20 protein-coding genes are annotated in these 26,448 nt (G+C 61.1%); 9 read left to right on the plus strand and 11 right to left on the minus strand.

The window, feature by feature from the left end; translation table 11 throughout:
* Positions 1-108: 108 nt before the first annotated feature.
* Genes QM685_RS14665 through QM685_RS14675 form a run of 3 tightly spaced genes read right to left on the minus strand, consistent with a single transcriptional unit; the run spans position 109 to position 3,577 of the window.
* Positions 109-1,074 carry a LysR substrate-binding domain-containing protein gene (locus tag QM685_RS14665; protein ID WP_415117082.1) on the minus strand — a complete coding sequence of 322 codons (966 nt, stop codon included), beginning with the start codon at positions 1,072-1,074 and terminating at the stop codon, positions 109-111.
* Between the two features lie 44 nt (positions 1,075-1,118).
* Complete coding sequence (locus QM685_RS14670; protein WP_415117083.1) at positions 1,119-2,780, minus strand: MFS transporter; 1,662 nt, start codon at positions 2,778-2,780, stop codon at positions 1,119-1,121.
* Positions 2,781-2,821: 41 nt separating this feature from the next.
* A complete protein-coding gene (locus QM685_RS14675; protein WP_415117084.1) occupies positions 2,822-3,577 on the minus strand; it encodes an SDR family oxidoreductase in 756 nt (251 codons plus the stop codon).
* Between the two features lie 268 nt (positions 3,578-3,845).
* Here QM685_RS14675 and QM685_RS14680 point away from each other — a divergent pair, with 268 nt between their 5' ends.
* From QM685_RS14680 to QM685_RS14705, 6 genes are all read left to right on the plus strand, one after another.
* Complete coding sequence (locus tag QM685_RS14680) at positions 3,846-5,075, plus strand: M20 aminoacylase family protein (RefSeq protein WP_415117085.1); 1,230 nt, start codon at positions 3,846-3,848, stop codon at positions 5,073-5,075.
* Between the two features lie 45 nt (positions 5,076-5,120).
* Positions 5,121-5,738, plus strand: coding sequence for a SagB/ThcOx family dehydrogenase (locus QM685_RS14685; RefSeq protein WP_415117086.1), 618 nt, complete (start codon positions 5,121-5,123; stop codon positions 5,736-5,738).
* A gap of 621 nt (positions 5,739-6,359) precedes the next feature.
* On the plus strand, positions 6,360-7,841 hold the full coding sequence (gene tcuA, locus QM685_RS14690; RefSeq protein ID WP_415117087.1) for an FAD-dependent tricarballylate dehydrogenase TcuA: 1,482 nt from the start codon (positions 6,360-6,362) through the stop codon (positions 7,839-7,841).
* A gap of 16 nt (positions 7,842-7,857) precedes the next feature.
* Complete coding sequence (locus QM685_RS14695) at positions 7,858-9,363, plus strand: MmgE/PrpD family protein (RefSeq protein WP_415117088.1); 1,506 nt, start codon at positions 7,858-7,860, stop codon at positions 9,361-9,363.
* A gap of 203 nt (positions 9,364-9,566) precedes the next feature.
* Positions 9,567-10,961 carry an MFS transporter gene (locus QM685_RS14700; RefSeq protein ID WP_415117089.1) on the plus strand — a complete coding sequence of 465 codons (1,395 nt, stop codon included), beginning with the start codon at positions 9,567-9,569 and terminating at the stop codon, positions 10,959-10,961.
* 29 nt (positions 10,962-10,990) lie between these two features.
* The gene (locus QM685_RS14705; RefSeq protein ID WP_415117090.1) at positions 10,991-12,385 is read left to right on the plus strand and encodes an MmgE/PrpD family protein; all 1,395 of its coding nucleotides are present in this window, start codon (positions 10,991-10,993) and stop codon (positions 12,383-12,385) included.
* Positions 12,386-12,439: 54 nt separating this feature from the next.
* Here QM685_RS14705 and QM685_RS14710 read toward each other — a convergent pair whose 3' ends face one another.
* The 6 genes from QM685_RS14710 to QM685_RS14735 form a co-directional block, all read right to left on the minus strand.
* Positions 12,440-13,135 (minus strand): GntR family transcriptional regulator, encoded by a 696-nt coding sequence (locus QM685_RS14710; RefSeq protein ID WP_415117091.1) that lies wholly within the window; start codon positions 13,133-13,135, stop codon positions 12,440-12,442.
* 82 nt (positions 13,136-13,217) lie between these two features.
* Positions 13,218-14,576, minus strand: coding sequence for an MmgE/PrpD family protein (locus tag QM685_RS14715; RefSeq protein WP_415117092.1), 1,359 nt, complete (start codon positions 14,574-14,576; stop codon positions 13,218-13,220).
* A gap of 182 nt (positions 14,577-14,758) precedes the next feature.
* A complete protein-coding gene (locus QM685_RS14720) occupies positions 14,759-15,079 on the minus strand; it encodes a DUF1275 family protein (RefSeq protein ID WP_415117093.1) in 321 nt (106 codons plus the stop codon).
* 352 nt (positions 15,080-15,431) lie between these two features.
* Complete coding sequence (locus QM685_RS14725) at positions 15,432-15,689, minus strand: hypothetical protein (RefSeq protein ID WP_415117094.1); 258 nt, start codon at positions 15,687-15,689, stop codon at positions 15,432-15,434.
* A gap of 129 nt (positions 15,690-15,818) precedes the next feature.
* Positions 15,819-16,463, minus strand: a complete 645-nt coding sequence (locus QM685_RS14730; protein WP_415117095.1) for a recombinase family protein — start codon at positions 16,461-16,463, stop codon at positions 15,819-15,821.
* A gap of 33 nt (positions 16,464-16,496) precedes the next feature.
* The gene (locus QM685_RS14735) at positions 16,497-16,742 is read right to left on the minus strand and encodes a hypothetical protein (RefSeq protein ID WP_415117096.1); all 246 of its coding nucleotides are present in this window, start codon (positions 16,740-16,742) and stop codon (positions 16,497-16,499) included.
* Between the two features lie 427 nt (positions 16,743-17,169).
* On the opposite strand from QM685_RS14735, the gene QM685_RS14740 reads away from it, so the two are divergent.
* Positions 17,170-20,223 (plus strand): ATP-binding protein, encoded by a 3,054-nt coding sequence (locus QM685_RS14740; RefSeq protein ID WP_415117097.1) that lies wholly within the window; start codon positions 17,170-17,172, stop codon positions 20,221-20,223.
* Positions 20,224-20,599: 376 nt separating this feature from the next.
* A complete protein-coding gene (locus QM685_RS14745; RefSeq protein ID WP_415117098.1) occupies positions 20,600-21,193 on the plus strand; it encodes a LuxR C-terminal-related transcriptional regulator in 594 nt (197 codons plus the stop codon).
* A 72-nt stretch (positions 21,194-21,265) separates the two neighbouring features.
* On the opposite strand, the gene QM685_RS14750 is transcribed toward QM685_RS14745, so the two are convergent.
* Together QM685_RS14750 and QM685_RS14755 are read right to left on the minus strand one after the other, a co-directional pair.
* Positions 21,266-24,028 carry a LuxR C-terminal-related transcriptional regulator gene (locus QM685_RS14750; RefSeq protein ID WP_415117099.1) on the minus strand — a complete coding sequence of 921 codons (2,763 nt, stop codon included), beginning with the start codon at positions 24,026-24,028 and terminating at the stop codon, positions 21,266-21,268.
* Between the two features lie 142 nt (positions 24,029-24,170).
* Positions 24,171-24,941, minus strand: coding sequence for a response regulator transcription factor (locus tag QM685_RS14755; RefSeq protein WP_415117100.1), 771 nt, complete (start codon positions 24,939-24,941; stop codon positions 24,171-24,173).
* Between the two features lie 452 nt (positions 24,942-25,393).
* Between QM685_RS14755 and QM685_RS14760 the strand changes: the two genes are divergently transcribed.
* Positions 25,394-26,293: a LysR family transcriptional regulator gene (locus QM685_RS14760; RefSeq protein WP_415117101.1), complete on the plus strand. Its 900-nt coding sequence runs from the start codon at positions 25,394-25,396 to the stop codon at positions 26,291-26,293.
* The last annotated feature ends 155 nt before the right edge of the window (positions 26,294-26,448 follow it).

The raw sequence follows: 26,448 nt of genomic DNA on the forward strand, positions 1-26,448 counted from the left end.
GCAGCCCGCCGACCATCGACCGGGAGCAAGCCGGCGACGTCGGCGAGACGGCTCGGGGAGCCGGGACAATCGATCTGGTGAACCCGGACAAGAGGTTGCCGGTAAGGGCTATTCAGAAACGGTCAGATTCGTTGTCCGCTCGATGACCACTCTGAGAAAATTCTTCAAGGCGACGGATGAATGACTCTTGCGCCACACTACAGTCATGGGGGACACAAGAACCTGTGGCTCGATTGCGATGAAACGAACGCCGTTTCTGTTCGCCTGAGAAACGCTGGCCGGGACAAAGCTGATGCCGGCGCCGGCCGCGACAAGACCCAGGGCAGTATGCATGTCGCGTGCCTCCTGGACGAGATCGAGCTCGATACCTCGGGCACGTAATGCCTCTACTACCAGATTAGTGAGGCTCGGCTTGGGAAATTGCGGGTACATGACCGCAACCTGATGTTGCAGTTCACCGATTGGTACCGTTGCGAATTCCGCCAGCGAGTGGCGCGCGGGCACGGCAATCATGAGCGGCTCGGTAACCAGCAAATGTTGCTCGATATGCTCGTCGGGAGGCAGCCCGGGCCGGGAGAATCCCACATCGATAGAGCGGTTCGCCAGAGCCTCCGCAATCTGCGCCGCCAACAGTTCGGTGAAGACAAGTTCCACGGCGGGATACGCGTCGCGAAACGCATTGAGGATATCCGGCAGCACGCTGTACATGGCTGAACCGGCGAAGCCAATACAAAGCTTGCCGGATTGACCACGGCCGATGCGCCTGACGTCCTGAACCGCCGTATCGAATTCAGACACGATGACGATTACCCGCTCGAGTAACAATGTACCGGCTTCGGTCAAGCGCAATGGCCTGGCATCACGCTCGAGCAACAGCACACCGAGTTCTTCCTCGAGTTGCCGTATTTGCTGGCTCAAGGGTGGCTGGGCAATATGCAGGCGGTCGGCCGCACGCGTGAAATTGAGTTCTTCCGCAACCACCCGAAAATAGCGAAGATGCCGCATCTCCAGCCGGGCAAACCCGCCACTGGCAGGCGTTGGACGGCGCTCGCCACTGCTTGTGATGTCATTCATGCTGTCTGGCACTCCACCTCCTTGACGAACCCGTGCCCAGCCTTTCAGATTTCGTCCAGTTGCCTGTCCCGGGTTTCAGGAACGAATAGCAAGCACACGACGAATCCTGTGGCGGCGATCAGAACGGGATACCAGAAGCCGGCAAAGATACTTCCGGTTGCCGCCTGAATGGCCACCATTGTCGCCGTAAGCAGTCCGCCGATCCAGCCGTTGCCAATATGGTACGGCAGCGATATGGAGGTGTACCGGATCCGGGTCGGAAACATCTCGACCAACGCGGCAGCCATGGGACCGAAGACCATGCCGGTTACGAACTGAAGATACACCACGAGAAGAACAATCATCGGATAGTTGATCGTCTTCGGATCCGCATTCGCCCTGTACCCGGCTTGTTCGAGCGCGAGTGACAACGCCTTGTCAAAGGTCGATTCGAGTTGGCCGGCATTGGCGGCATCGGCATTGTAAGACGCCAGCGTTTGCGAACCGACCTTGATCACCGCGTGGGACCCCGCAGGCGCGGCCTGGTTGCTGTATGGCACGCCACGACGAACCAGCGCGCTTTTTGCGACGTCACAGGATGAATTGAACTTTGATGTTCCCACAGGATTGAACTGATACGAGCAGTTCTCGGGATCCGCCACGACGACCACGGGCGACCGAGCCTGTGCAGCCTCCAGCGCTGGATTGGCGAAATGCATGAAGCCCCGGTAGACCGGAAACAGCGACAGCGTGCCGATAGCAAGCGCGCAAAGTAACAAGGGCTTGCGTCCGAGCCTGTCACTGAGATAGCCAAACATCACGTAAAACGGTACACCCAGAAGGAGTCCGATTGTCGAGGCGGTCGTCGCGGCTATGGGATCCACCCGCAGCGTGTTTATCAGGAAAAGCGAAGTATAGATCGGGCCGGCGATCGTTATGACGGCCTGTCCGGCCTGCAGACCGAACAGGGCAATCAGAACCAGTTTGAGATTGCGCCAGTTACCAAAACTCTCCCTGATTGGCGCCCTGGATGTCGTGCCGGAAGCCTTCATCTTCGCAAACACAGGAGACTCGTGCAGTTTCATACGAATCCATACGGAAATCGCCAATAGTATGAGCGAGAAAACGAACGGGATTCGCCAACCCCAATTCTCGAAATCCACGGAAGACATTGCCAGACGGCAGACCAGAATCACAACCAGGGACAGGCATAGTCCGAGGACAAATGCAGTTTGCAGCCACGATGTGTATCCTCCGCGTTTGCCGCGCGGCGCATGCTCCGCGATATAGACGGCCGCACCGCCATACTCCCCGCCGATTGCCAGCCCCTGGAGCATCCGCAGGCTGATCAGGAGAACGGGCGCCAGGGTGCCGATCGCGGCATGAGAAGGGAGTATGCCCACGCCGAACGTGGACAGGCCCATGATCAGGATAGTTGCGAGGAACGTGTATTTTCGTCCCACCATGTCACCGAGTCTGCCGAAGACAAGCGCACCGAAAGGCCGGACCACAAACCCGGTTCCGAAAGCGAGTAGGCCGAAAATATATGCCTGAAGGGGTGAAACGCTGGCAAAGAAATTCTTGCCGATGATCGCCGCCAGCGCACCGTAGAGATAGAAGTCATACCATTCGAATACCGTTCCCAACGTCGAGGCCACGATCACCAGGCGCTGGCTGGCATGCTCGACCGCTTCGTGGGGCAGATCCACCGAAGTCTCTGAGTACATTCCTTGTCTCCTCCTGTTTTTGTTCAATCGCGATGTTCGTGTTATCGGCCGCCCGAGACGGCAACGATGGCGGCTGTCACATACGCGGCGGACGGCGATACCAGCCACCGCACGCTCTCCGCGATCTCATGAGCGGTGCCGGCACGACCCATCGGCACCGTTGCGGCCAGGCGTGCCGTGCGATCCGGATCACCGGCGGCGGCATGCAAATCCGTTTCGATGAGCCCCGCGGCAATGGCGTTGACACGGATACCCTCAAGGGCTACTTCCCTTGCAAGTCCCATGGTCAACGTATCGATTGCGCCTTTCGTGGCGGCGTAGTGGACCCATTCGCCGGAGCCGCCGAGTTGTGCCGCGCGCGAGGAGAGGTTCACGATGACGCCGCCGTGCCCTCCGCGCTTTGTAGACATCCGTTTCACAGCCTCGCGCGAGCACAGGAAGGCCCCTATCACGTTGACCGCGAAAACATCCTGCAGCGCTTGTGCCGAGATGGCTTCGACACGCGAGAAGCCACCGGTTACGCCACCGTTGTTGACCAGCACGGCAGGCGCGCCAAACGCCTGATCGACGGTCTCGAACAGACGCAGTACCTCTTCCTCCTTTGCGACATTCGCCTGCATGGCAAGCGCCCGGCCGCCGGCGAGTTGGATGTCGTGCACGACGCGTTCCGCGCTGGCACCATCGCTGGAATAATTGACAACGACGGCATAGCCATCGCGGGCCAGTCCGCGCGAAATAGCTGCGCCAATACCGCGGCCGCCCCCCGTAACGATCGCGACTTTTTCAAGCTGAGACATGTTTTTCTCCGATAACGAGTTGCCAAAGAGGTAACGCCGGTTCGATCCCTGGGTGCGCTCCCCTCTCCGAATGAGAAAGCGTTTACGGGTGTGCGTCCAATAGCATTGACGTCTGAAACCATATTCGGCTCATATGGCGGCTCCCTGTGGGGCCGGCGGCCATCGCTATACGGCTGGCGTCTGAAAGTGGATGCGATTCGTATTGGACAGGCTACTGGCGGCAGCCATAGCATTTCCCATTGCTTGACGACTTGAGGATGGGCAGGCCATGGATACGCCAATTACGATTGCCGGTTCGACCGATTACCGCGACTCGCTGCGTGAGATTTCACAATTTGACGATGACCTGCGCGGGTTTCGTCGCGATCTCCATGCGCATCCCGAACTGGGTTTCAGGGAAGAGCGCACCGCGCGCCTGATTGCCGAGACACTGAGGCAATCAGGATTCGATGAAGTCCATACTCAAATTGGACGCACCGGTGTGGTCGGTGTGCTACAGGGTGCGGCAGGCAGGAAAAGTGTCGCTTTACGAGCGGACATGGATGCGTTGCCGATTCAGGAAACGACGGACGTAGCGCACCGTTCAGTGCATACCGGACTGATGCACGGCTGTGGCCATGACGGACACGTTGCAATGCTCCTTGGCGCCGCACGTTACCTGGCATGCAAGCGAAATTTTCGAGGCAAGGTAACTTTCGTGTTTCAACCTGGCGAGGAAGGATACGCGGGTGCACGCGAGATGATCGAGGACGGCCTGTTCGAGCGTTTCCCCATCGATGAAATCTATGCGCTTCACAACTGGCCGTCCTTGCCGGTCGGTACTGTTGCAATCAATGCTGGCCCGATGATGGCGGCACGAGACGATTTCTGGATTCGCATCCACGGGGTCGGGGGACATGGTGCAATCCCGCACAAGACTATTGATCCCATTGTAGTGTGTGCTGCCGTGGTGAACGCCCTCCAGTCCATCGTAAGCCGCAACGTTGATCCCGGTGCAAGCGCGGTGCTGACCTTGCACTCTGTCAGCGCGGGTACGGTGATCGAGCCGGGCTTACCGACGCAAAGCGTAACAGTGCCATCGGCAGCTGACCTCGCCGGTATAGCGAAATGGTTCGACGAAGCAACCGGAAAGCTGATCCGACGGCGGATCGAAGAAGTGGCCCGAAACTGCGCCGCAGCGTTTGGCGCACATGCTGAAGTCACATACCTTCCTTTTTTGCCACCGACCGTGAACCATGCCGTTTGTTCGCAACTGGTTGTCAACACAGCGTGTGACCTTCTTGGCACGGAGCGCGTACTTGCAGGAATTCCCCCTGGCATGGCTTCTGAGGATTTTTCTTTCATGCTTCAGGCTAAACCCGGCGCGTACTTCTGGCTAGGAGTCGGTGAGGCTGCCCACAGTTTGCACAGCTCGAACTACGATTTCAACGATACTGTTCTTGCGACCGGCGCCGCGCTGCTGGCGTCAATCGCGCAGCGTGCACTGGAAATGGAGTGAGTATCGAAGAGCGTACAGTCGTTGCATATCGACATCGGAGCACAAATGACTACATCGACAAACGGCGGATCTATCGTAGAAGCTTTGGAGACGCTTCTTTGGAACAGGCGCAGCGTCCGGGTCTACAGTGAACTGCCGATCGGGTTGCACTCGATGCAGCGAATCCTCGCGGCTGCCCAGGGCATCACATCGGATGACGGAAAACGTACTGCGCCGTCTGCACATGCACTTTATCCGTTGGAGCTTTTTGTCGTCGTTCGCAGAGTCCAGGGATTGGACCCGGGATTCTACAGATATAGCCCCGAAGATTGCCACCTTTGCGTTGTTGGGCAAGCGCCGATGGACGGCGAATTGCTTTCGACAATGCTCGGCGACGACACATGGCTGGAAGATGCAGCAGCGGTCGTTGTCGTCGCTGCACGGCTTGAGGAGGCCATCAGGCACTTTGCGGAGCAACAGCCGGACGGGATGCGCGGCGCGCGATACGTGCAATTCGAAGCGGGCGCTTGTACCCAGAACATGTATCTGGCAGCCGCTGCCGAAAATCTCGGTTCTGTCGTCGTAATGGGATTCGATGACGGCTGTCTGAAAGAAGTTTTGACTTTGCCAGAAGATACGGATCCCATTGCGCTTTTCTGCATCGGCCATCCAAAGGTGGGCTGATCAATCAGTGTCTATCTGCAAACGCTGGTGCCACCGGCTCAAACCACCTTCGTTTCGGGACTCGTCATGTCCAGCGCAGTGCGTCATGCGTTGATCGATTGCAACTGGAGCCGATAAGGCAGCGTTGCAGGATTGTCTTCGGCCGCGAACGTCAGCGTGATTCCTTGTTTGCCGCGGGTTGCCGGGGTGGCTGCCTCGGTTCCTGTCCGCGCTGCGCCGGTTCTCGCGTGCAGGCGTCCGGGGACATGACATAAGGAACGTCGTCGCGACAGCACGCATAAATCGGAAACCCATATGCGTTCGTGCCGACGATGGTCGTTGGCCCGTGCAGCGGGCATACCGCCTTCATGGCGTCTCCTTGAACTCATCGGTCAATAGCTTCAATTTTACCGCTCGCGCGCAAGTAACGTTCTATGTGCGCACGCATCGCCCTTCCCCCTCCTCGATCCCGCTCATCGCTGTCAGCACACATTCGCCATGCGTGCCGCGCCGCAGCATTCGCCTTTTCGCAGCCGCGATCCAGGGTATGTACCGATTAGCGTACTTGTGTATACATTCGTACTCTGAGATGAACAGAGTAGAGATACTTCATTCGACCGACCGGAAAACGGAGCGCAATACATGGCTGACTATGACGTGATCGTGGTGGGCGCGGGCAATGCCGCACTGGCAGCAGCGGTATCCGCAAAGGAAAACGGGGCCGAGCGCGTGATCGTGCTCGAAAAGGCGCCGCGCGGCATGCGCGGCGGCAACACGCACTGGAGCGGCGGCGTGCTGCGCTTCGCGTTCGACGACCCGCGCGAGATCGGGCCGTTGCTGCCCGGCGTCGAATCGGAGTTCGAGGACTTCTATGCCGGCATCCAGCCCTATCGCCGCGAGGACTTTCATGGCGACCTGATGCGCGTCACGAGCGGCCAGACCGATCCGGTGTTGTCGCGCGTGCTCGTCGACAACTCGAAAGACACTGTCTTCTGGATGCACGAAGCGGGTCAGATCAAGATGGAGCCGGCCGTTAGCCTGACCGGCGTGCGCAAGGGCAATCAGATCATCTGGGCGCGCGGCCTCGTCGTGCGCGCGGAACACGAAGGCGTCGGCTTGTCGCGCAGTTGGTTCGCGGCGTGCGAACGGCTGGGCGTCGAGGTGCGCTATGGCGCCGCGGCGCTCGCGCTGCTGCAGGACGATAGCGGCCGCGTGTGCGGCGTGCGTATCCGCGACGATGACGGCATCCACGAGCTGAAGGGCCGTTCGGTCGTACTCGGTTGCGGCGGTTTCGAAGCGAACGTGCAGATGCGCACGCAGCATATCGGCCCGCTCGTCGGCGCCGCGAAAGTGCGCGGCACGCCGCACAACCAGGGTGATGGACTGCGCATGGCAATGCAGATCGGCGCGATGCCGTGGGGACAATGGAGCGGCTGTCACGCGACGCCGATCAGCGCGGACTGGGGCAACTTCGCGCCGCGCGAGCTGACCGACCGCAGCAATCGCCTGAGCTACCTGTACGGCGTGGTGATCAACCGCAAGGGCAGGCGCTTCGTCGACGAAGGCGAGGACGGGGCAATGTTCACCTACGCGAAATACGGCCGTGCGGTGCTCGCCGAGCCCGGCGCGAAGGCGTATCAACTGTTCGACTCGCAGACCGTGCATCTGCTCGAGCCGCGCTATTCGACGAGTGATCCGATCACCTCGGACACACTCGAAGGTCTGATCGGGCAGCTCGATATCGACGACAAGGCGCAGGCGCTGAAAACCGTACTGGAGTACAACGCCGTCGCGCACGATGCAGCCGACGGCTTCGATCCGACCGGCAAGGACGGCCTGTCGACGCACGGCCTCACGCCCGAAAAAACCAACTGGGCATTGAGGCTCGACAAGCCACCGTTCTATGCGTACTCCGCGACGGGTGGCATCACGTTCACGTTCGGCGGCGTGAAGGTCGACGAACAGGCGCGCGTGATCGGCACCGACTGGCGTCCGATTCCCGGCCTGACAGCATGCGGCGAGATGGTCGGGGGCCTCTTCTACGACAACTATCCGGCCGGCACGGGCCTCGTTTCCGGCGCGACGTTCGGTCGTATCGCGGGCCGCACGTCGGCGCGCGGCTGAGCGGCGGAGACACATCATGGACCGTCAGACGACATCTCCCGACACCAGCGTCGATGCCAGCGTCGCGAGGCGTCTTGCCGAACGCATCGTCGGCTTCGATACGCACAGGATTAGCACGAGCGCACGCGAGGCCGCGCGGATCGCGATCACCGATACGATCGGCGTGACGCTCGCCGGCTCGCAGGAGCCGTGCGCGCAGATCCTGCTCGACACGCCCGGCGTCGCCGAAGCCAACGGGCCGTGCACGATCTTCGGCACAACCCGCAAGACTTCCGCGCTCGACGCGGCGCTGATCAACGGCACCGCGTCGCATGCGCTCGACTACGACGACTTCAGCCAGCCGTTCGGCGGCCATCAGTCGGTACCGCTCGTCGCGCCGCTCATCGCGCTCGCGGAAGCAGGCAAGCGCTCGGGCCGCGCGCTCGTCGATGCCTACGTCGTCGGAATCGAAACGGAAATCCGCTTCGCGCACGCGGTCAATTTCCATCACTACGACAAGGGCTGGCATCCGACCGCGACGCTCGGTATCTTCGGCACGGTCGCGGCGGCAAGTCATCTTCTGCAACTCGACGCAGCGCGCACGACCACGGCGCTCGCGATCGCGGCGTCGCTCGCGTCAGGGTTGAAGGCCAATTTCGGCACCATGGTCAAGCCGCTGCATGTCGGCCACACCTGCCGCAACGGCCTCTTCGCGGTGTTGCTCGCGCAGCGCGGCTACACGGCCAATGCGCTCGCGCTCGAACACAAGCAGGGCTTTTTCAACGCGTTCAATGGACCCGGCACCTACGACGCCGAGCGCATCTTCGAATCATGGGGCGAGCCGCTCGAAGTCGGGAGCGACACGCTCGGGCTCAAGCAGTTTCCGTGCTGCGGCAGCACGCATCCGGCAATCGCGATGGCGCTCGCGCTCAGACAGGAAGCGCGCATCGAGCCGGAGCAGATCGAATCGGTCCTGATTCGCGCGCATCGCCGCCGTCTGCCGCATACCGACAACCCGCAGCCGCAAAGCCCGCTCGGCGCGAAGTTCAGCGTGCAGTATGTTGTGGCGCGCGCACTGGTCGACGGCGCGGTACGGCTCGAACACTTCGAGGGCGACGCGTATCGCGACGCGCGCATCCAGCGGTTGCTCGCGATCACACGCACGGAGCCGCATCCCGACATGCCGGAGAATTCGCCGCATCAGTTCGGCGCCGAAGTCACGGTGACGCTGCGCGACGGCAAGGTGCTGACCAAACGCATCGACAACCTGATCGGCCGCGGTCCCAGCAATCCGATGTCCGCCGACGAGCTATGGGAGAAGTTCGAGGACTGCGCAAAACGCGCGATCGGTCCATCGGAAGCGTTGTCGCTGTACGAACGGCTCGAAGCGATCGATGAAGTCGAGGATCTCAGCACGCTCACGCGCCTGCTGATGAAACGCGCGCTGCCCGGTGCCTGCCGATCGAATGCAACGCAGGCTGCGCCGCAGGTGATCGCGCGGCCCCACAACGCCGAATCGGTCGAGACGTCGTGGGTACCCTGACACACCGACGCGGACGGCAAACACAACACGGCATTTGCATGCAGCAGCACGAGTAAAAGCAGGAGTAGAAGCACGATTACCGGCAGTGATACCAACATCATGGATGGAGACTCCCATGCGGAACGTTTTCCGTTTGACTCGCGGTGCATCCGGATTGCGTGGCGGCGCGTCCGAGGTGCAATGGACGATGCGCGAGGTGAATCATGAATGACGAACTGATCGCCGCGCGGGTCGACCGGCTGCCCGTCTCGCGCTTTCACTGGAAGCTGCTCGCGCTCGTCAGCCTGCCCTTCTTCTTCGACATCAGCGACATCTTCACCTTCTCGTACGCGGCGCCCGCGCTCGTCAAGGAATGGGGCCTGTCGATCCCGGCCATCGCGATGCTGACCTCGGGCGGCTTCTTCGGCATGTTCATCGGCGCGACGCTGGGCGGCATGCTGTCGGACCGCATCGGCCGCAAGCGCGCGCTGATCATCTACGTCGCGTTCTACTCGCTGTTCTCGCTCGCCAACGCGCTCGCGCCCGACGTGCCGATCCTGATGATCACGCGCGTGCTCACGGGCGTCGGCATTTCATCGGCGACCGCCGTGGTGATGGCCTACATCGCCGAGATGTTCCCGGCGCGCTCGCGCGGCACGTGGCAAGGCTGGGCGATGGTGATCGCGCTCACGGGCATTCCGATCACGAGCTGGGTCGCGCGTCTGGTAGTGCCGTCGGGTCCGGACGGCTGGCGCTGGATCTTCGTGTGGGGCGCGCTCGGCATCGTGTTCCTCGCGTTCGCGAAGTTCTTTCCCGAGTCACCGCGCTGGCTGTCGCGCCAGGGCCGGCTCGCCGAAGCGGACGCGCTGCTGCGCCGCATCGAAACCGAAGTCGAGAAGAGCACGGGACCGCTGCCCGAAGCCGTCGCCGCCACGCGCCCGCCCGAAGTGCGCGCGCGCTGGACCGCGATGTTCAAAGGCCAGTACATCGGCCGCACACTGACGCTGTGGGCGATCTGGATTCTGCAGACGCTCGGCTTCTACGGCTTCCAGGCATGGGTGCCGACGCTGCTCGTCCAGCACGGCATCACGATCACGCACAGCCTCACTTACATCACGCTGATCAACGTCGGCGCCGTGCCGGGCGCGCTGATCGCAACCTATCTCGCCGATCGCTTCGAACGCAAGTTCAGCATCGCGGCCGCGGCGTTCCTGATCGCGGTGTTCGGCCTGCTGTACGGCCTCACGTTCCAGCCGGTGCTGATCGTGTCGTTCGGCTTCGTCGTCGGCATGCTGTTGCAGACTTTCGCCGCGCTCTGCTACGCGTACACGCCGGAGCAGTATCCGACCGACATCCGCAATACCGGCGCGGGCTTCGCATACGGGATGGGGCGGCTGGCGAACGTCGCGAACGCGTTCATCATCGCGGCGATCTACACGAACTTCGGCTACGTGTGGGTGTTCGCCTATATCGCGGGCGCGTGGCTGTGCACGTCGGCCGTCACGCTGCTGTTCGGCGCGCGCACTACCGGACGGCGGCTCGAGACCATCAACCCGGTGCCGCTTCACGACGCGCAGAGCGAGCTCGACCGCTCGGCGCTGCGTCCCGGCAATCACTGAGCGTTCACTGCAAGCAAGGCCATCAAACGATGACGACAACCCCGCAACCGATCGCCCGCGCGCTCGCGGAATTCGCCTGCGCGCTGACGCCCGCAGCGCTTCCCGACGCGCTGCGCCGCAAGGCCATGCATCACATCACCGATGCGCTCGGCCTCGGCTTCGCGGCGCGCCGCTATCCGTTCGCGGGCGCGACCCTCGCGGGCATCGCGGCCGCCGGTTCGTCCGGTGCGGCGACCGTGATCGGTGAGCCGGCCACACGCGCGCTCGCGCCGCGCGACGCCGCGCTTGCGAACGGCTTCCTGATGCACGGCCTCGATTTCGACGACACGCATCCGCTCGCGATCGTGCATCCCACGGTCGCTTGTCTGCCCGCCGCGCTCGCGCTCGGCGAGGCGCTCGATGCCGATTGGGACGACATGCTCACCGCCTATATCGCCGGCATGGAAACGGCGATCCGCCTCGGCGTCGCCGTGAAGGGCGGGCTGCATCACGCGGGCTTTCATGCGACGGGGATCGTGTCGCACTTCAGCTCGGCCGTGGTCGCGGGCAAGCTGATGGGCCTCGACGCCGAGCAGTTGACGGCTGCGCAGGGCATCGTCGCGAGCACGGCGGCGGGCGTCCAGGTATTCCTCGAAGAAGGCGCATGGACCAAGCGCCTGCATTCGGGCTGGGGCGCGCTCGCGGGCATCACGGCGGCGCATCTGGCCAAACACGGCTTCGCGGGACCGTCGCGCCCCTACGAAGGCCGCTTCGCGCTGTTCGATTCGCACTTGCAGGCGCACACGGACGACGTCGATCTCGCGTCGATCACACGAGGACTCGGCGAGACGTGGACGATGGAAGGGACCGCGATCAAGCCGTATCCGGTGTGCCATTTCATTCACGGTTGCGCGGAAGCCGCGTTGCATCTGAAGGCAAGCGGTCTGAACGTCGACGACATCGAGACGATCGTCTGCCGCCTGCCCGCGCCGACCTTGCCGATCGTCGCGGAACCGGAGGCCGCGAAAGCGCTGCCGAAAACCGATTACGAGGCGAAGTTCAGCACGCACTTCGTGGTCGCTACCTGTCTGTTGCGCGGACACTTCGGTCTTGCGGAACTGGAAGACGCGGTGCTGCACGATCGCGCGATCCTCGCGCTCGCCGCGAAGGTGCGCTGCGAAGCGCTGCAGGAATGCGATTTCCCGCGCTATTTCCCGGGCGAAGTGAGCGTGCGGATGCGCGACGGCAGCACGCACCGCGAGCATGTGCCGGTGAATCTCGGCAGTGGCGAGCGCGCGCTCGGTGCCGAGGAAATCGAGGCAAAATTCCGTGGCACGGCCGGACTGACGTTGCCACAAGAGAGGGGGAATGCGCTGCTCGATATGCTGATGGCGGGCGGCAGGCGCAAGGTCCGGGCGATCACGAAGCTATTGCAAGCGGTCTAGCCGCGCGTACCGGTCATGCGTACGCCGGGCAGCATCACTGCCCGGCGCTCCACATCAGGTTCCCGTTCCGCCGAACAGCATCTGCAGGCGCAACTCCGTCGCCGCGCCCACATGCGCCTGCGCCGCGCGTTCCGCGCCGTCCGCATCATGGCGCGCGATGCACGCGACGATCTCCTTGTTCTCCTTCAGCCCCGACTTGATGCGCCCCGGCATCGAATAGGTGGTCGTACCGAGCAGATTCAGCGCGTCGATCAGCACGTTCGCGGTCTTGTACAGATACTCATTGTGCGCGGCCGCGACGATGATCTCGTGAAGCCGGCGGTTCAGCCCGGCGACTTCATCGGGCGTCTTCGCCTTTTCCAGTTGCGAGAGCATCTGCTGCATCGACAGGATCTCGATCGGCGACGCCTGTTCCGCCGCGAAGCGCGCGGCGGCGCCGACCAGCACCTTGCGCATTGCGTACAGCTCCATCACCTGCTTCGCCGACAATTGCACGACCACGAAGCCGCGCGGCGGCGCGAAGCGAACCACGCCCTCCGCTTCCAGTCGCTTGAGCGCCTCGCGCACCGGCGTGCGGCTCACCGCGAGCCGCTCGGCGATATCGACTTCACGCAGACGGTCGCCCGATGCCAGTTGCCGGTTACGTATCTCCTGACGCAACTGCGCATAGACGTATTGGGCCAGCGACCCCTGGCCGGTATCGACGGCCGGTTCGTTGTCGCTGACAGATGCGGTAGATTTGTCGATCACGTTGCAACCTTGTTCCGATAGATCCAGTTCACGAGTATAGGCGGATGACCGGCGAGACCATACCCCTGTTCACGCTCGCGCATCAGCGCAGCGCGGACATCAGGCGACGCACCTCGAACGGCCCGCTCATCGCGTCGGCGAGTTCCAGCACCTGCCGCGCGCGCGCCTCGCCCCATGTGTCGGTAAGCAGAGCGGCTGCCTTGTTGCGCACGGCGTCCGCGCCCACCGGACGATGCCAGCTACCGAGCGGTGCCGTGCAGCACGCTTCGATGACCCGGCCATCGCGCAGATGCAGCGCGATTTCGACATGCATCCTGTCGAGTGCGCCCGGGATCGACGCGTCGGCGTTCAGCACGATACGCTCGAGCAGCGCATCGACGTCCGGTGCGAAGCGGCGCGCATCCGTGAACGACGCCGGCACGACCTGACCGTCGAGCAATGCGATGGCCGCCGTGTATTGCCAGGAAAACTTGCCGTCGAGGCCGGTTTCCGGCTTCGGACGGTCGATATACGGCATCACCGGTGCATGCAGTTCGATGCGCTCGATCTGCGCGGCGTCGAAACCGTCGATCCGTGCGCGCGCATCGAGCGCGGCGGTGATCGCATAGTGCGTCGCGAACTGCGACGGGAACAGCTTCCACGACAGTCCCGGTTGCAGCGCGCGGCCCGCGCCCATCGGCGCGAGCAATGCGTCCGCGTCGAAACGCTCGCCGAAATAGCCCTGGCCCCAGCCGCGCGGACCGCCGAGCGCATCCGGTCCCGCGGTGAAACCGCGCGCCGCGAGCAGCGCCGCTTCGAGCCCATGCGACGCCGAATCGCCGCAATGCAGCGCCTTGGTCTGCGAGCCGATGTTCGCGAGCACGCCGCCGCTGCGCGACGCCGCGATGCCGAGCGCCGCCGTCGCGCGTTGCCGGTCGAGGCCGAGCAGGTCCGCGCACGCGAGTGCCGCGGCAAGCGGCCCCACGACGCCGGGCGGATGCAGACTCAATTGCGCGGGCTCGATCTGCTGCGACGACATCCGCAGCCGCCCTTGCGCCTCGATACCCTTCGCGAACGCGCGCAACAGCGCTTCGCCATGCGGCTCGCCGGTTTCCTGCTCGCGCGCTTCGGCGAGCGCCAGCAGCGCGGGCAGAATCGACGACACGGCGTGATTCGGCGGATTCCACATCGGTTCGAAATCGAGCACGTGCATCGACATGCCGTTGATGCGCGCCGCAACGATGGACGGCGCAGCGTAGCCGTGCCCGATCACGCTGGACGGCCCCTCGGCGATGTGCAGCGCCTTCGACAGTTCGGACACGTGCGTCGGCCCCGGCTCGCTCGACCCGGCGACCGCGACGGCCAGACCGTCCAGCACGATCTGGCGCACGCGCTCGATCAAGGCCGGATCGTCGGGCGACCAGCCGAGCACGTGATCGATGAATTGGGCGGCGAGGCTCATGCGGTATCCAATAAGCGCGGTATGCGCGGCCGCGATAAGAGAAACACTGTTCGTTGCTGTTGTCTCATCGCGCCTCCTTCTGATCGGTGTGAACGCGCGATGTGCTTACCCGCACGTTGAGTACGATTGTATACGAAGGAATGCCACTGTGCGGAGACTTTCAATGGAATCGCGCGCCGGCGTCAGCCGCGCCCGTCACGCCAATAACCCAGCGCGATGCAAACGAATATGAGCGCTCCGGGAAGCAGCGGGTGCGCGATGCCGCCGCACACGCAACCGCCGAAGAACAGCACAAGCACGATGCCGAACGATGCGGCGGCCACCCAGTCGCGCGAAATCGCGGCGTAACCGAACCGCACCGTATTGCCGGTCACGATGCCGGGATAGCGTCCGTTGAAATCGAGGTAGCCGATGATCTCGACATAGGCCGCCGCCGCGGAGCGTAGCGCGGCGCGGGTGATCGACTGCGCCAACGTGCCGTCTGGCGTGTGAATGCTGGTCACTGGCGGTGTCTCCGCTGTCCGTGCGAGGATGGTCTGGCCGGATGAGTCTATCGATCGCAATGCGCAGAGTGCGCGATGTGCGACGAGCAAGCGTCATACCGGAGTGAACATGGGAACAGTCGATGACAATACGAGCCTTCAAGCACGTACCGCACGGCGACGTCAGCGAGCAATCGAGAAACGCAATAAAAAGAGCGGCCACAAGGGCCGCCAGGGGAGTCGTGCCCGCGGAGGGCCGCTCAAAGCCATGCCGCGAAGGGCGAACGGGCAATGGCGTACTGCAACTCGACATGCAACCCGACGGCAGCGCGCAAACAGGCTGCCGAAGTCATTGCGCGCAGGCGTATCGGAATCAGGCGCGCTGGCTGGCCGATTCGGCGTCGGTCATCAGCACCGTCATCGTTCCCGCGCTCAACGCCGCCGAGATGACTGCGAGACGATCGGGCGGACAGTCGACGAGATCCACGCTCAGCGACTCCCGTCCGCCGGCGCAGTTCACGTGCGCGGACCATCCGCATACCTGCACGTGATGTTCGATCAGACTTTTCCATACTGCGATGACGCGCAGTGATCCTGGGCTCGCATAGATAGTCAGACGTTTTACGTTCACGGCTTCAACACGGCAACACGCTGCGCCTCGGGTTCGGACCACACGTGTTTTGCATTGACGAGAACTTCATTGAGAGTAGATCAGCTAGCTTTCAGTACAAAGCGTCACCGCCTGTTCGTAACAGTATGCTTACGGACGCGCGTCGGCGCGAATACGCATCACCGTCTGGCGTGACGTACCGAAGCGGCGCGCGACTTCGCTGACCGACTGCCCTCTGCCGAGCGATTGCAGTATTCGCTGACGCTGCTGTTCGGACAGCGACAGCGGCCTGCCCGTGTGCTTGCCGGCCGCGCGCACGGCGGCAAGACTGTCTCGGCTGCGCAGGCTGCGGCAGGTGGCATCGAGTCGCACCAGCGCGCGCAACGCCTTCACCGCCGAAGGCTCCGGACGTCCCGCGAGATCGGTATGACCCATTTCGACGCATCGCAGCAGTACCTCGGCTTTCCGGTATTGCATCACGGTTGAAAGAATGTCGCGCGCGTTGCAACCGAGCGCCGCCAACTCCAGTACCACCAGCGTGTCGCCTGGCGCTAGCCGCCTTAACAGGCTCTGCAGTTCGGGCCGTTCGCGCGCCTGCGTATAGGTCGATAAATCCTCGGCCGCGAGGCGCGCAAGCGTGACCATGTAACCGGCCTTGTCGAGCCGGATCAGTGCCTGCTCGCGCCTCGCTGGGTCGCGCGCATCGAACAGGTAGATATGAACTTTTTTTACTTCGCCTTTTTGCGCCATCGCAATCCGCCATTCGCCGAATTTCAGTATCGGTTCCTTATCCATGCCACCCGCGGACGCGGCCCGGACTCGCCAGCATCAGGGCTGGCGCTGGCCGGCCTGATGCTGCGGCGGCTTCTGGTTCTGTTGCTGCTGGCCGGTTTCGCGGCCCGGTTGCGCAGGGTTGGAAGATTGGTGGTTCGCGCCTTTATCCGGGTTCATGTGCTTCTCCTTGATGAGGTTGCGGATTTGGCCCATGTTCTGCGACAGACCATCGTGAAGGTCACGCAATACGCGTTCCCGAACGTCCGCGCCAATGTCGCCTGTTTCCTGCAATGATTGCATCGCGCATCGCGTAAGCGGACCGTAGACGGGTTCGACAAGCATCGGCACGAGAGGCATCAACGGGCACTGCCATGCCTGGTGGCACGAGGCGGTAGGCACGGGTCAGATTGCCGTTGTCGCTCGCAATGGCGAGCAGTGGCATTTCGGTTAATTCATGCTTTGCATATGAAATCGAAGAGTCTATTCGTGGTGGCTGGATCTGCTGCTATTCGCGCAATGTATTGCGTGTGCGAATTTTCGGTTGGGGGGGATTGCACGAATAGATTTCGATCTGCCACCCCCCTTTTTTATTCTTGCATTTTTCTATTGTTTTTACTTCACGACCAACGGTGTAAATATCAATTTTCTTGACTATTCCAATTACCTAACTATTTGCGAGAATTGACCTATCATTTACGAACCCAATAAAGTGGGGCCGTCAATCGATATGGCAATTCATAGGCATAAGGATCACCCGCACGAGAGCACGGCATCACATATCGATTTCCCCGGTGTTCTGAATCGCTACCAACGCGGTCTGCTGTACGGCGGCGGCATCATCACCTCCATTGTTCTTGCGTTCGTAACCGGCGTCGTACTGTATTCGCTCGTGAAGGATTACATCGCCGAACGGTATGCGGAATTCGTGTTGCACGACACGCTGCTGCAACTGGAATTACGCATAAGAGACAGCGGTTTTCGGGCGAGCATCGCGCATGAGGAAGCTGTTTGGGGTAGTCGTCCGGTGCCGGAAAGATCATTCATCGACAGCTTCTCGGAGAACGGCGGTCGCATCGTTTTGCAGCGTAATGGCCGCTTCGCGCCGATGCTGGTGCTCGGTGACATTACGGCCAGGAATACTGTCGACGCGTTGACGCCGTATCTCGCGATGTCCAAGGAGTTCTCCTCGTGGGTCGGCGCTTATGCGCAGGAACTAGGCTACGAGAGGCTCGGCTACTTCTATGCCTATAGCCCCGACCGCAGTTTCGTCGCGTTCATGCCCGCGCCGAGGAATGGCACGCCGATCGAATCAAGCCATGCCACGAGTGTCCATGATCTGCTCGATCATGTCGCGCCCGATCTCGGTGATCTGAGCGATCCGACCACCATTGCCAGACTGCGCACCGATCCGCATCCCGTATGGCAACCTCCGTCGCCTGGCCTGCTCCTGGAAGGGCCGGTGATTCGAATGTCGCAAGCCGCTTTCTTCGACGGCAAGCCAGTCGTCGTGTTTGCCAATAATTTTCCGGTCGGGGTGCTGGAAGCGATGCTCCCGGTGGGTCAATACGATGCGGTCTCCCTCGTGCTCGATCGGCAAGGACACATCTTTGCCAGCACGGACTCCAATGCAGGCGACCAGGACAGCCTGACCAATAGAATCAGGCGTTCGAACGCATGGAACAACGAAACGGGAAAGATCCAGTTGCGCTTTCACGACGGCCTGTTCGTCATCAGCAATCGGCTGAAGATCACCGACTGGACATTGATCTATGCGTTTTCCTGGCGAACCATCGTGGTCGAACTGTGGCCGAAACTGGCCGGCTATTGTGTCGCGCTGCTGCTGTTGATCGGCATTTTATGGAGCGTTTTGCTGCTGCTGGATCGGAAGATCTTCACGCCGGGCTACCTGCGCTCGCAGCGTGTATTCGAAAGCGAAGAGCTCAATCGGACCATCATTTCGACGACGCCGTTTGGCCTGACACTCCTGTCGCTCGATAGCGGTGACGTGCTACTGGAAAACGACGTGATGCGCGCGTATGAGGCCAACAGTTCGCCGTCGGACGTGCCTCTGCACGTGCAAATGATCAATCACTTCAAAAAGGCTACCCGAAAGCCCCCAGGGCAAGCGCACCTGGAGATCCCGCTGAAACTCAAGGATGGGAGCGTTTGCGACCTCGAAGTAGGTCTGGTCGCGACCAAATACCAGGGTGCCGACGCATTGCTGTGCAACTTCTCCGATATCACTGCCCGCAAGGCAATCGAACGCACATTGCAGGAAGCACGGATAGCGGCAGACGCAGCCAACCAGGCGAAATCAGTGTTCTTTGCGATGATGAGTCACGAGATCCGCACGCCGCTCAACGCCATCCTCGGCAACCTGGAACTGATGGCGCGCTTGCCGCTCCCGGAGCATCAAAGCGATTATCTGCATTCGGTGACCACGTCATCGAAGGTGCTGCTGGCGATCATCAATGACATTCTCGACTTCTCCAAGATCGAATCCGGCCAGTTGAACATCGAGGTGATCCGCTTCGATCTCGTCGAAGTTATCGAACAGACTTGCGCTATTTTCGCGCCGGTTGCCGGAGAGAAAGGTCTCCAGTTCGAACGCATGGTGGATGACGGCCTCGCTGCGCACTATCTCGGCGATCCGAACCGGATCCGGCAGATCGTCGCCAATCTGTTCAGCAACGCAATCAAATTTACCGCCGCCGGCAAGGTGATGATCGAGTTGTATCGCGAAGACGATACTCGTGACGATTCGCCCATTGTCATCGACGTCAGTGATACCGGCATCGGTATGACGCCCGAGCAGCAGAAGGGGTTGTTCCAGACGTTCTCGCAAGCGGATTCTTCGATCGCAAGACGATATGGCGGAACGGGCCTCGGCCTCTCGCTCTGCAAACGGCTGACCGAATTGATGGGCGGCAGGATCGAGATCAGGAGCGTACCGAATGAGGGCAGCACTTTTGCAGTGACGTTGCCTCTGAAAGCCGATCGCAGCGAGGCGACGGCCAGACCGGACCAGGAACCTGACGTTCAGCTCAGCGTGTCGGGTGAGGTTCCAACGATCGAAATACTGGTCGCCGAGGATAACCCGGCCAATCGGGCGCTGATGACCGCGCAGCTCGGTGCGCTCGGCTACCGGGCCAATGTCGTCAATAGTGGTAGTGCCGCGGTGGCCCGCTTCGCCGAACGTTCGTATGACATGGTTCTCACCGACCTCAATATGCCGGGCATGGACGGCTATGCGTTGGCCGAAACTCTTCGGCTACAAGGGACGGGAGTGCCGATCGTCGCGATCACGGCACATGCCGGGGATGACGAGCGCCGGCGTTGCGACAAGGCCGGAATCGATGCGGTGTTAATCAAACCCGCACTGCTTGATGAAATTGACCGGACTATACGGCAACTGATCGACAAGGCAAAAACAGCGAGGCGCCCGGCAGTGGTCTGGGATGTTGCTCAAGGTCCGCTTCCGGAGGATGTTCATAGTGCGCTCGCGCATTCCACGCATCGATCGATTGCAGCCGTTAGCAGCGCGCTTCAGTCCGGCGATCGGAAGGTCGTAATGACGCATCTGCATTCGCTGCGCGGGTCGTTCGCGGTAATTCATGAAACGGAACTCGCCGACATGTGCCGGACGATGGAAGAACTGGCGCGGAACAACGAGATGATTCCGATCTCCGACATGCTGAAAAGCTTCGAAATACTGGCCGAAGCGGTGCTGCAAAAGCGGCGTACCAATCCGGCAGCGACTGGCTTCGAGGAAAAGCTTTGACAGTTTCATGCCGTCGAAGCATGCGCTCCATGAAACATATGAACGGAAGCCTGGTCCTGAATTGATGGGGTTGATGTGACCGGACAAAGAACGGAGGTTACCCGTGTTCGCAATACCAAAACGCGCTCTTAGTTGACGTTCGTTGACGCGCGCGCAATTCGCGATCAGTTACTCTATCGGTAATTCCGGGTCAAGATACGTACCAGTACTGGTGATGTACGGCATGAGTCAGCAATTGCTGGATTCGATTTCGTTCTCGCACGATGGGACACGGTACTGCATCAATTTAAAGTCCAGTCCGATATAAACAGATTGTCTGACCAGTCTACGTACCTGGGCCACCGCCCAGTCGTTAACCACCTATGTGGGGTTTGTAATGCCCGTCATTACATCGCGGGAAACAGGAAAACAGCCTTGCGATGTACTGGTATCCGATTACGCGATGCCCGGCGGCGATTATGGCGACGGCATTACGTTATTTTCGTTTTTGCGGCGACGGTATCCGGCAATGAGAATTGTCGTATTGACAATGGTTGACAATCCAGGCGTTATCCGGTCTCTACTCAAACTCGACATTCAATGCATTCTGAGCAAGGCCGATACGAACGACCATCTGTTGGCGGCGGTTCACGGCGCATATGCAAATGGTCGTTATTTTTCGCCCGCCATTTCGAAGATTGTCTGGCAGCTCGACATTGAATCTGTGGGTTCCGGTAACCGGGCGCTCACTGCGCGCGAATCCGAAGCCATTCGGCTATTCGTATCGGGACTTTCTGTCAACGAGATTGCCGCACAACTCAAGCGCGGCAAACAGACCATCAGCTCACAAAAGACCAACGCGATGCGCAAACTTGGAGTAGAGACCGACACTGAACTGATCAAGTACTCGATCGGTGCGGCGCTCGCGGAGGAACCGGATAACGGCATCGGCAAGGATTGGCCGGACAACGCGAAACCCGACGAAAGCTAACAACCCTGTTCCGCGCCCGCGGGAAACGACCAGCGGGCAGGAGTCCGGCATTACCCGCCCTCACGCGGCGCTTCAACCTTTTCCGGGCTCAACGCCAAAAACACTCTGCACGGCTTCGAATCGAGAGCTCACGTTCAGCTTTTCGAAAACGTTCTTCATGTGCCATTTGACTGTCTCGGGCGCCAGTTTCAATGATTTGCCAATTTCCTTATTCGACAGGCCGCGAGCGACGTAGCTGAGTATTTCGAGTTCTCTCGCGCTGAGGGAGCCCGACGTCACCTTCGTGCGCTCATACTTCGGTAACCGGGATGACGCATTGTCAAACTCATCGAAAGCCGACAGTAACTTGTCGATGTAAGCAGCTTCCACTGTAGAGACTTCCGATGGCGTTCGACGGAAACGTTCCAGTAACGCACGCATCCGCGGCCCTTCGTCCACAAAGCTATTCACCATGCCAATCGCGTTCCCGATCCGCAGCGCGTTTCCCAGTACAGAAAACGCCTGTTCGGAAGCACCGTTCTGTTCATACGCGAGTGAAAGCAGCAGCAAAACAACAGCTTCGGAATAGCGCCACCCCAATGCAGCCAGACTGTCCAGTAGCCGAGAGAGAAAATCGACGGCATGCTCCGCGGCATTCTCCGCGAGCAGAACCTGGGCCTGCAGCAGACAGTAGCTGACCCACGTTTCCATGGCCGATCCCTGTCGCCCTTCGCACATCATCGGCACGCTAGCGCTCAGTTCGTCGGCTATCTGTCTCGCCTCCACGACGTTGCCGTCGGCAACGAGCTGTCTCACCGTTTCGGCATCGCACGCCAGCTTCAAACGCAACCATCGACGGGTTATCGCAACCTGCCGACCGTCTTCGAGGACAGCGAGCGCCGTTCCCTTTTCACCGTCACGCCACAGCAGGCGCGACGCGGAAAGCGTATATCGCATCAACGCTGCGAGCGGCGCGGTCTCCAATGCAACGGTCATGCGACCCGCGATCATCTTCCGCGCGTTGGACAGTTCATTGCACTCGTAGTAAATCGATGCAAGACAGCCGGCCAACGCAGCGACTCCTGCTGACGACTCGCCTTGAATCTCTGCGGAGCCCCGCAGCGTCACCTCGAGAATCCGTTTGGCGTCAGGAAGTTCGCCATGGATCATCGCGGCAAGCCCGAACATCGCGTCGCGAAACAAATCCGATGAGTTCGGTTTCTGCCCGGGTTCTACGTGATTGACCGCGGTTCTCCACGCGCGGAAGATCTGGTTGAACTGCCCTCTATACACCAGCCCGAAAATTTGCGCGGTTTGCGCATAACGCCGCACCCACGGCGCAGCAGGTACTGTCGACGCTTCAACGGCACGCCCCAGTTCGAGCGCGCGTTCACTATCGTCGTTCGTGCCGGCGATCACCGCTCTGATCGCGTTGATCTCAGCCCATGCCGTGTCTTCGACCAGCGCCGGATCATCGCGCTGCATACGGTTGAAATCATCGGCAACCGCATTGATTTCCTTCGACGCGCGGGCGGTTTCCAGCGAGACTGCGAGAGCCCACGCTTTCGCAAGACGCAAACGTCGCCGTCCGACGATGACATGCGGCGGCAGCTTGCCGATCCAGCCCGGCAACAGGTACGGGTCGCCGCGTTCGAGCATCTCCATCGCGCAGTTCTCAGCCCACTGCGCTGCCTGCTCGATATCGCCCGCGGCCAGAGCGTGCCGGACTGCCTCGGACCACAGACGCGCCCGCGAGAACCATTGACTTGCCCGCCGATGCAGCAACGGGACTTCCTGCGGCATCTGACGAACAAGACGCCGCCTGAGCGCATCGGACAGCAACGAGTGATAGCAATACCAGTTTTGTGTTTCATCGAGCAGCCGGATGAATACGTTATGCCGCTCGAGCCACGCGAGCTTTTCGCCGCTTCCACCTTCACCCACGACCTCGTCGCACAGTGTCGCGGTAAACCGATCGAGAATCGACGTGTGCAGCAGAAACTTCAGCATGTGCGGCGGCAAATGCACAAACACCGTGTCGTTCAGATAATGATCGACTCCAGAGCGGGATCCGGCGAGGTTGCTGGCAAGCGTGGCCGCATCACCGACCTGGTCCAATGCAAGAGAAGCCAGTTGCAAACCGGCTACCCATCCCTCGGTTGCCCTGTTCAACAACTCGACACTGCTCCGTCCAAGCGGCACGCTACCTGCGTGGTCAAAAAATGCCTGGGCATGATCGATCGAGAAACGCAGATCGTCGGCATTCACGCGCGTGAGTTTGTCGGGCGATCGCAGTTCGCCGAGCGTCAACGCCGGCTCGCCGCGCGCGCCGAACAGAATGTGCAGGTTGTCCGGCGCATAGCGCAGCAAGCGGGACACGATCGCAAGAACGGGCTTTGCGCTCAGGCGGTCGACGTCGTCGAGTACGAGGAAAACACTGCGGCGGTATGCGGCGATTCCATTCAGAAGCACTGAAATGATCGTTCTGACCGGCGTGCGTGCATCGTTATCGAGGAGTTGCTGGGCCTGCCACGCAATGTCCTTCGATGCGCGAGAAAGTGCCGCCACCAGATAGGCGCCAAATTGCTGTGGATCGTCGTCTTCTCCATCGAGACTGAGCCATGCGACGGAACGCCTCTTTCTCGACTGCACCTCACTCCAACTGGCAAGCAGGGTTGTCTTGCCGAAACCCGCGGGCGCAATCACGAGCGTCACATGCTGCGGGCGTCGTTCATCGAGCAATCTGAGCAATTCTGGCCGTTGCACGCAACCCGCGGGAAGACGCGGCGGCATCATCTTGGTCTGGATCAGCGATACGATCCATTCCTGATCCAGGCTATTTGAAGGTGTATTCATGACTGTTCCTCTCACTGGTTATCCGCGAGAGGCATCGACGGATCGCCGTGAGTGATTTGTAAGATACGCTGAACTTTGCTACGACTCAATGCAGACCTGCGCGATGAAGCCCAGTCCACCCGGCCGGCTTACGGAAATGGTTTCAGGCTCCCTGCGCCGAGCTGTCATTCCGTTCGACATGAACTTCCGGCTCGGCGCATGCGGATGTTTCCGTTTCCACGCTACTCACGTCAACCTCGTCCAGCCGGTATCCGTGTGTATAGACGGTCGTCAAACGCACGCCGTTCTCCGGAGCCAGGGCCAACTTGCGCCGGAGCCGATAGATATGTGTATCGATCGTGCGGGAAGTACTGTCCAATTCGCGGCCCCAGGAAAGCTTCGCCAGAAGTCGTTTGGAAACCACCCGGCCCACGTTCGCGAAGAAATACGCGGCAACGTCAAATTCCTTTTCTGTCAATACGATCGGTTTGCCGTGAAGAAACACATTGCGCTGGGTTATTTCGAAGACGTACGGTCCGACTGTTATCGCGCTTTCGATCTTCTCGCTGCGCCGGGTACGACGCAATAGTGCGCCCATCCGCGCAACCAGCTCTCTTGCCCGGAACGGCTTGATGACGTAATCATCCGCGCCGGCGTCCAGTGCGTTCACGATATCGACTTCCAGAATTGCGCTGGTCAGGAAAAGCACGACCGGGTCGCGGCCCAGGTTGCGGCGTATCCAGTACAACACGTCGAATCCGCTCACGCCCGGTAATTCCCAATCGAGCACTACGAGATCGACCTCGTTGGCCTCCAGAAAAGTTATCGCCTCCTGGCCCTGGCCAACCTTATTGACCGTATGTCCGGCTTGCCGGATTGCCCTTTCGACGACATCAGCTTGTATGAGATCGTCTTCCACCAACAGGATATTCATTTATCACCTTTTTCTTTCGTCCCGACACCGGAGAACCTGCTTACCTCGTCGAATGCGCCGAAAAGTATTTATGAAAGTTACACGCGATAAACGATCGAACTCGAGCCGTCACTGAGGGTGCCTCCATATGCTTTGTGAACTTTGTGAAACACAATAGAGGCAGTCGGGTTCCAAAGCCCCCCCTTCGGGGAGGGGATCTGGCGTTTTCGAAGGGGGGGCGATTTACAGAGGGCACCCCCCTCCCGAGCGACGCAAAGAGCCGGAGCGCGAAAAGGCAGACGGATTGCCAGGGCTATTCCGTCTGCGCCCCGGTCGCGGGTGAACAGATCGGCGAACTCGTCGGGAAGGCACGGGCATAGTTCATCAGCCAGTTGTCTAGCGCCGGAAAATTGCATAAAACACATTAATTCGCTAGCCTGTCCGGCATACCCATCCACGTCGACACCTGTCCCATGAAGGACATCTTCGCCCTGCGCCTGTATACCCGCGTCGCCCGCCTGGCGAACTTTTCCGCGGCCGCGCGCGAGTGCGGCCTGTCGCAGTCGCAGGCCTCGCGCATCATTGCCGAGCTGGAAAGCGAACTCGGCGTGCGGCTGCTCACGCGCACGACCCGCGCCGTCGTGCTGACCGACGCGGGCGCGCAGTTTCTGTCGCGCATCGATCCGATCCTCGCCGCGCTCGACGAAGCCGAGCAGAGCGTGCGCGAAGGCGGCGAGTTGCGCGGCATGTTGCGCATGAGCATGCCGAGCAGCATCGCGACACGCGAGGTGATTCCGCGGCTCGCGTCGTTCGTGGCGCTTCATCCCGATCTGCGTATCGAACTGATGCTAGGCGACCGTCCGCAAGACCTCGTGCGCGATGCCGTCGATGTTGCGATTCGCCTCGGCCGCCTCGTCGATTCGACGGCAACGGCACGCCTCATCGCGACAATCCCGCGCGTCGTCGTCGCGTCGCCCGCCTATCTCGACGCGCACGGCGCGCCGTCCACGCCGGACGCGCTCAGTCAGCACCGCATCGTCGGCGGCCCGGCATCGGCCGTACCGACCGCGTGGCGCTTCACACGCGGTCAGGACGAAATAACAGTCGATCTCGACGCGCACTTCTGGACCGACGAAAACGAAGGCGCGGTGGCCGCGGCAAGCGCGGGACTCGGCGTCACATCGACGAGCGAATGGGCATGCCGGCGCGAGCTCGGCGATGGCTCGCTCGTGCGGCTGCTGCCCGACTGGCAGCTCGCAGGCATTCCCGCCCACGCCTATTTCCCGATGGGACGCGCGACCCGTGCCGCGGGCCGCGCGGTCGTCGAACACCTCGTTGCCGATTTTCTACGCGACGCCGCCGCCCGCCGCTAGCGTGCTCCGCGCAAGCGAGCCCCTCCATTGATGCATACGGCACATAAGAGTTAGCCCGAATCGGGGGCTACCGGCCGGACCTCGCGCGCCCTATCTTTCCGTCAACCCACCGCGACACGAGCATCCATGACGCGCAAGTCGGCCGGCCACGCAAC

Source organism: Paraburkholderia sp., from assembly GCF_047605525.1.
In the GTDB taxonomy this organism is placed as follows: Bacteria; Pseudomonadota; Gammaproteobacteria; order Burkholderiales; family Burkholderiaceae; genus Paraburkholderia.

Excerpts from the sequence above, each read along its gene's own strand:
- QM685_RS14745 (WP_415117098.1), top strand. The coding sequence starts at position 20,600 with ATGCCCGTCATTACATCGCGGGAAACAGGAAAACAGCCTTGCGATGTA.
- QM685_RS14715 (WP_415117092.1), bottom strand. The coding sequence starts at position 14,576 with ATGAGCCTCGCCGCCCAATTCATCGATCACGTGCTCGGCTGGTCGCCC.
- QM685_RS14750 (WP_415117099.1), bottom strand. The coding sequence starts at position 24,028 with ATGAATACACCTTCAAATAGCCTGGATCAGGAATGGATCGTATCGCTG.
- QM685_RS14700 (WP_415117089.1), top strand. The coding sequence starts at position 9,567 with ATGAATGACGAACTGATCGCCGCGCGGGTCGACCGGCTGCCCGTCTCG.
- QM685_RS14740 (WP_415117097.1), top strand. The coding sequence starts at position 17,170 with ATGGCAATTCATAGGCATAAGGATCACCCGCACGAGAGCACGGCATCA.
- QM685_RS14670 (WP_415117083.1), bottom strand. The coding sequence starts at position 2,780 with ATGTACTCAGAGACTTCGGTGGATCTGCCCCACGAAGCGGTCGAGCAT.
- QM685_RS14695 (WP_415117088.1), top strand. The coding sequence starts at position 7,858 with ATGGACCGTCAGACGACATCTCCCGACACCAGCGTCGATGCCAGCGTC.
- QM685_RS14730 (WP_415117095.1), bottom strand. The coding sequence starts at position 16,463 with ATGGATAAGGAACCGATACTGAAATTCGGCGAATGGCGGATTGCGATG.
- tcuA (WP_415117087.1), top strand. The coding sequence starts at position 6,360 with ATGGCTGACTATGACGTGATCGTGGTGGGCGCGGGCAATGCCGCACTG.
- QM685_RS14685 (WP_415117086.1), top strand. The coding sequence starts at position 5,121 with ATGACTACATCGACAAACGGCGGATCTATCGTAGAAGCTTTGGAGACG.
- QM685_RS14735 (WP_415117096.1), bottom strand. The coding sequence starts at position 16,742 with ATGCAATCATTGCAGGAAACAGGCGACATTGGCGCGGACGTTCGGGAA.
- QM685_RS14705 (WP_415117090.1), top strand. The coding sequence starts at position 10,991 with ATGACGACAACCCCGCAACCGATCGCCCGCGCGCTCGCGGAATTCGCC.
- QM685_RS14680 (WP_415117085.1), top strand. The coding sequence starts at position 3,846 with ATGGATACGCCAATTACGATTGCCGGTTCGACCGATTACCGCGACTCG.
- QM685_RS14755 (WP_415117100.1), bottom strand. The coding sequence starts at position 24,941 with ATGAATATCCTGTTGGTGGAAGACGATCTCATACAAGCTGATGTCGTC.
- QM685_RS14760 (WP_415117101.1), top strand. The coding sequence starts at position 25,394 with ATGAAGGACATCTTCGCCCTGCGCCTGTATACCCGCGTCGCCCGCCTG.
- QM685_RS14675 (WP_415117084.1), bottom strand. The coding sequence starts at position 3,577 with ATGTCTCAGCTTGAAAAAGTCGCGATCGTTACGGGGGGCGGCCGCGGT.
- QM685_RS14665 (WP_415117082.1), bottom strand. The coding sequence starts at position 1,074 with ATGAATGACATCACAAGCAGTGGCGAGCGCCGTCCAACGCCTGCCAGT.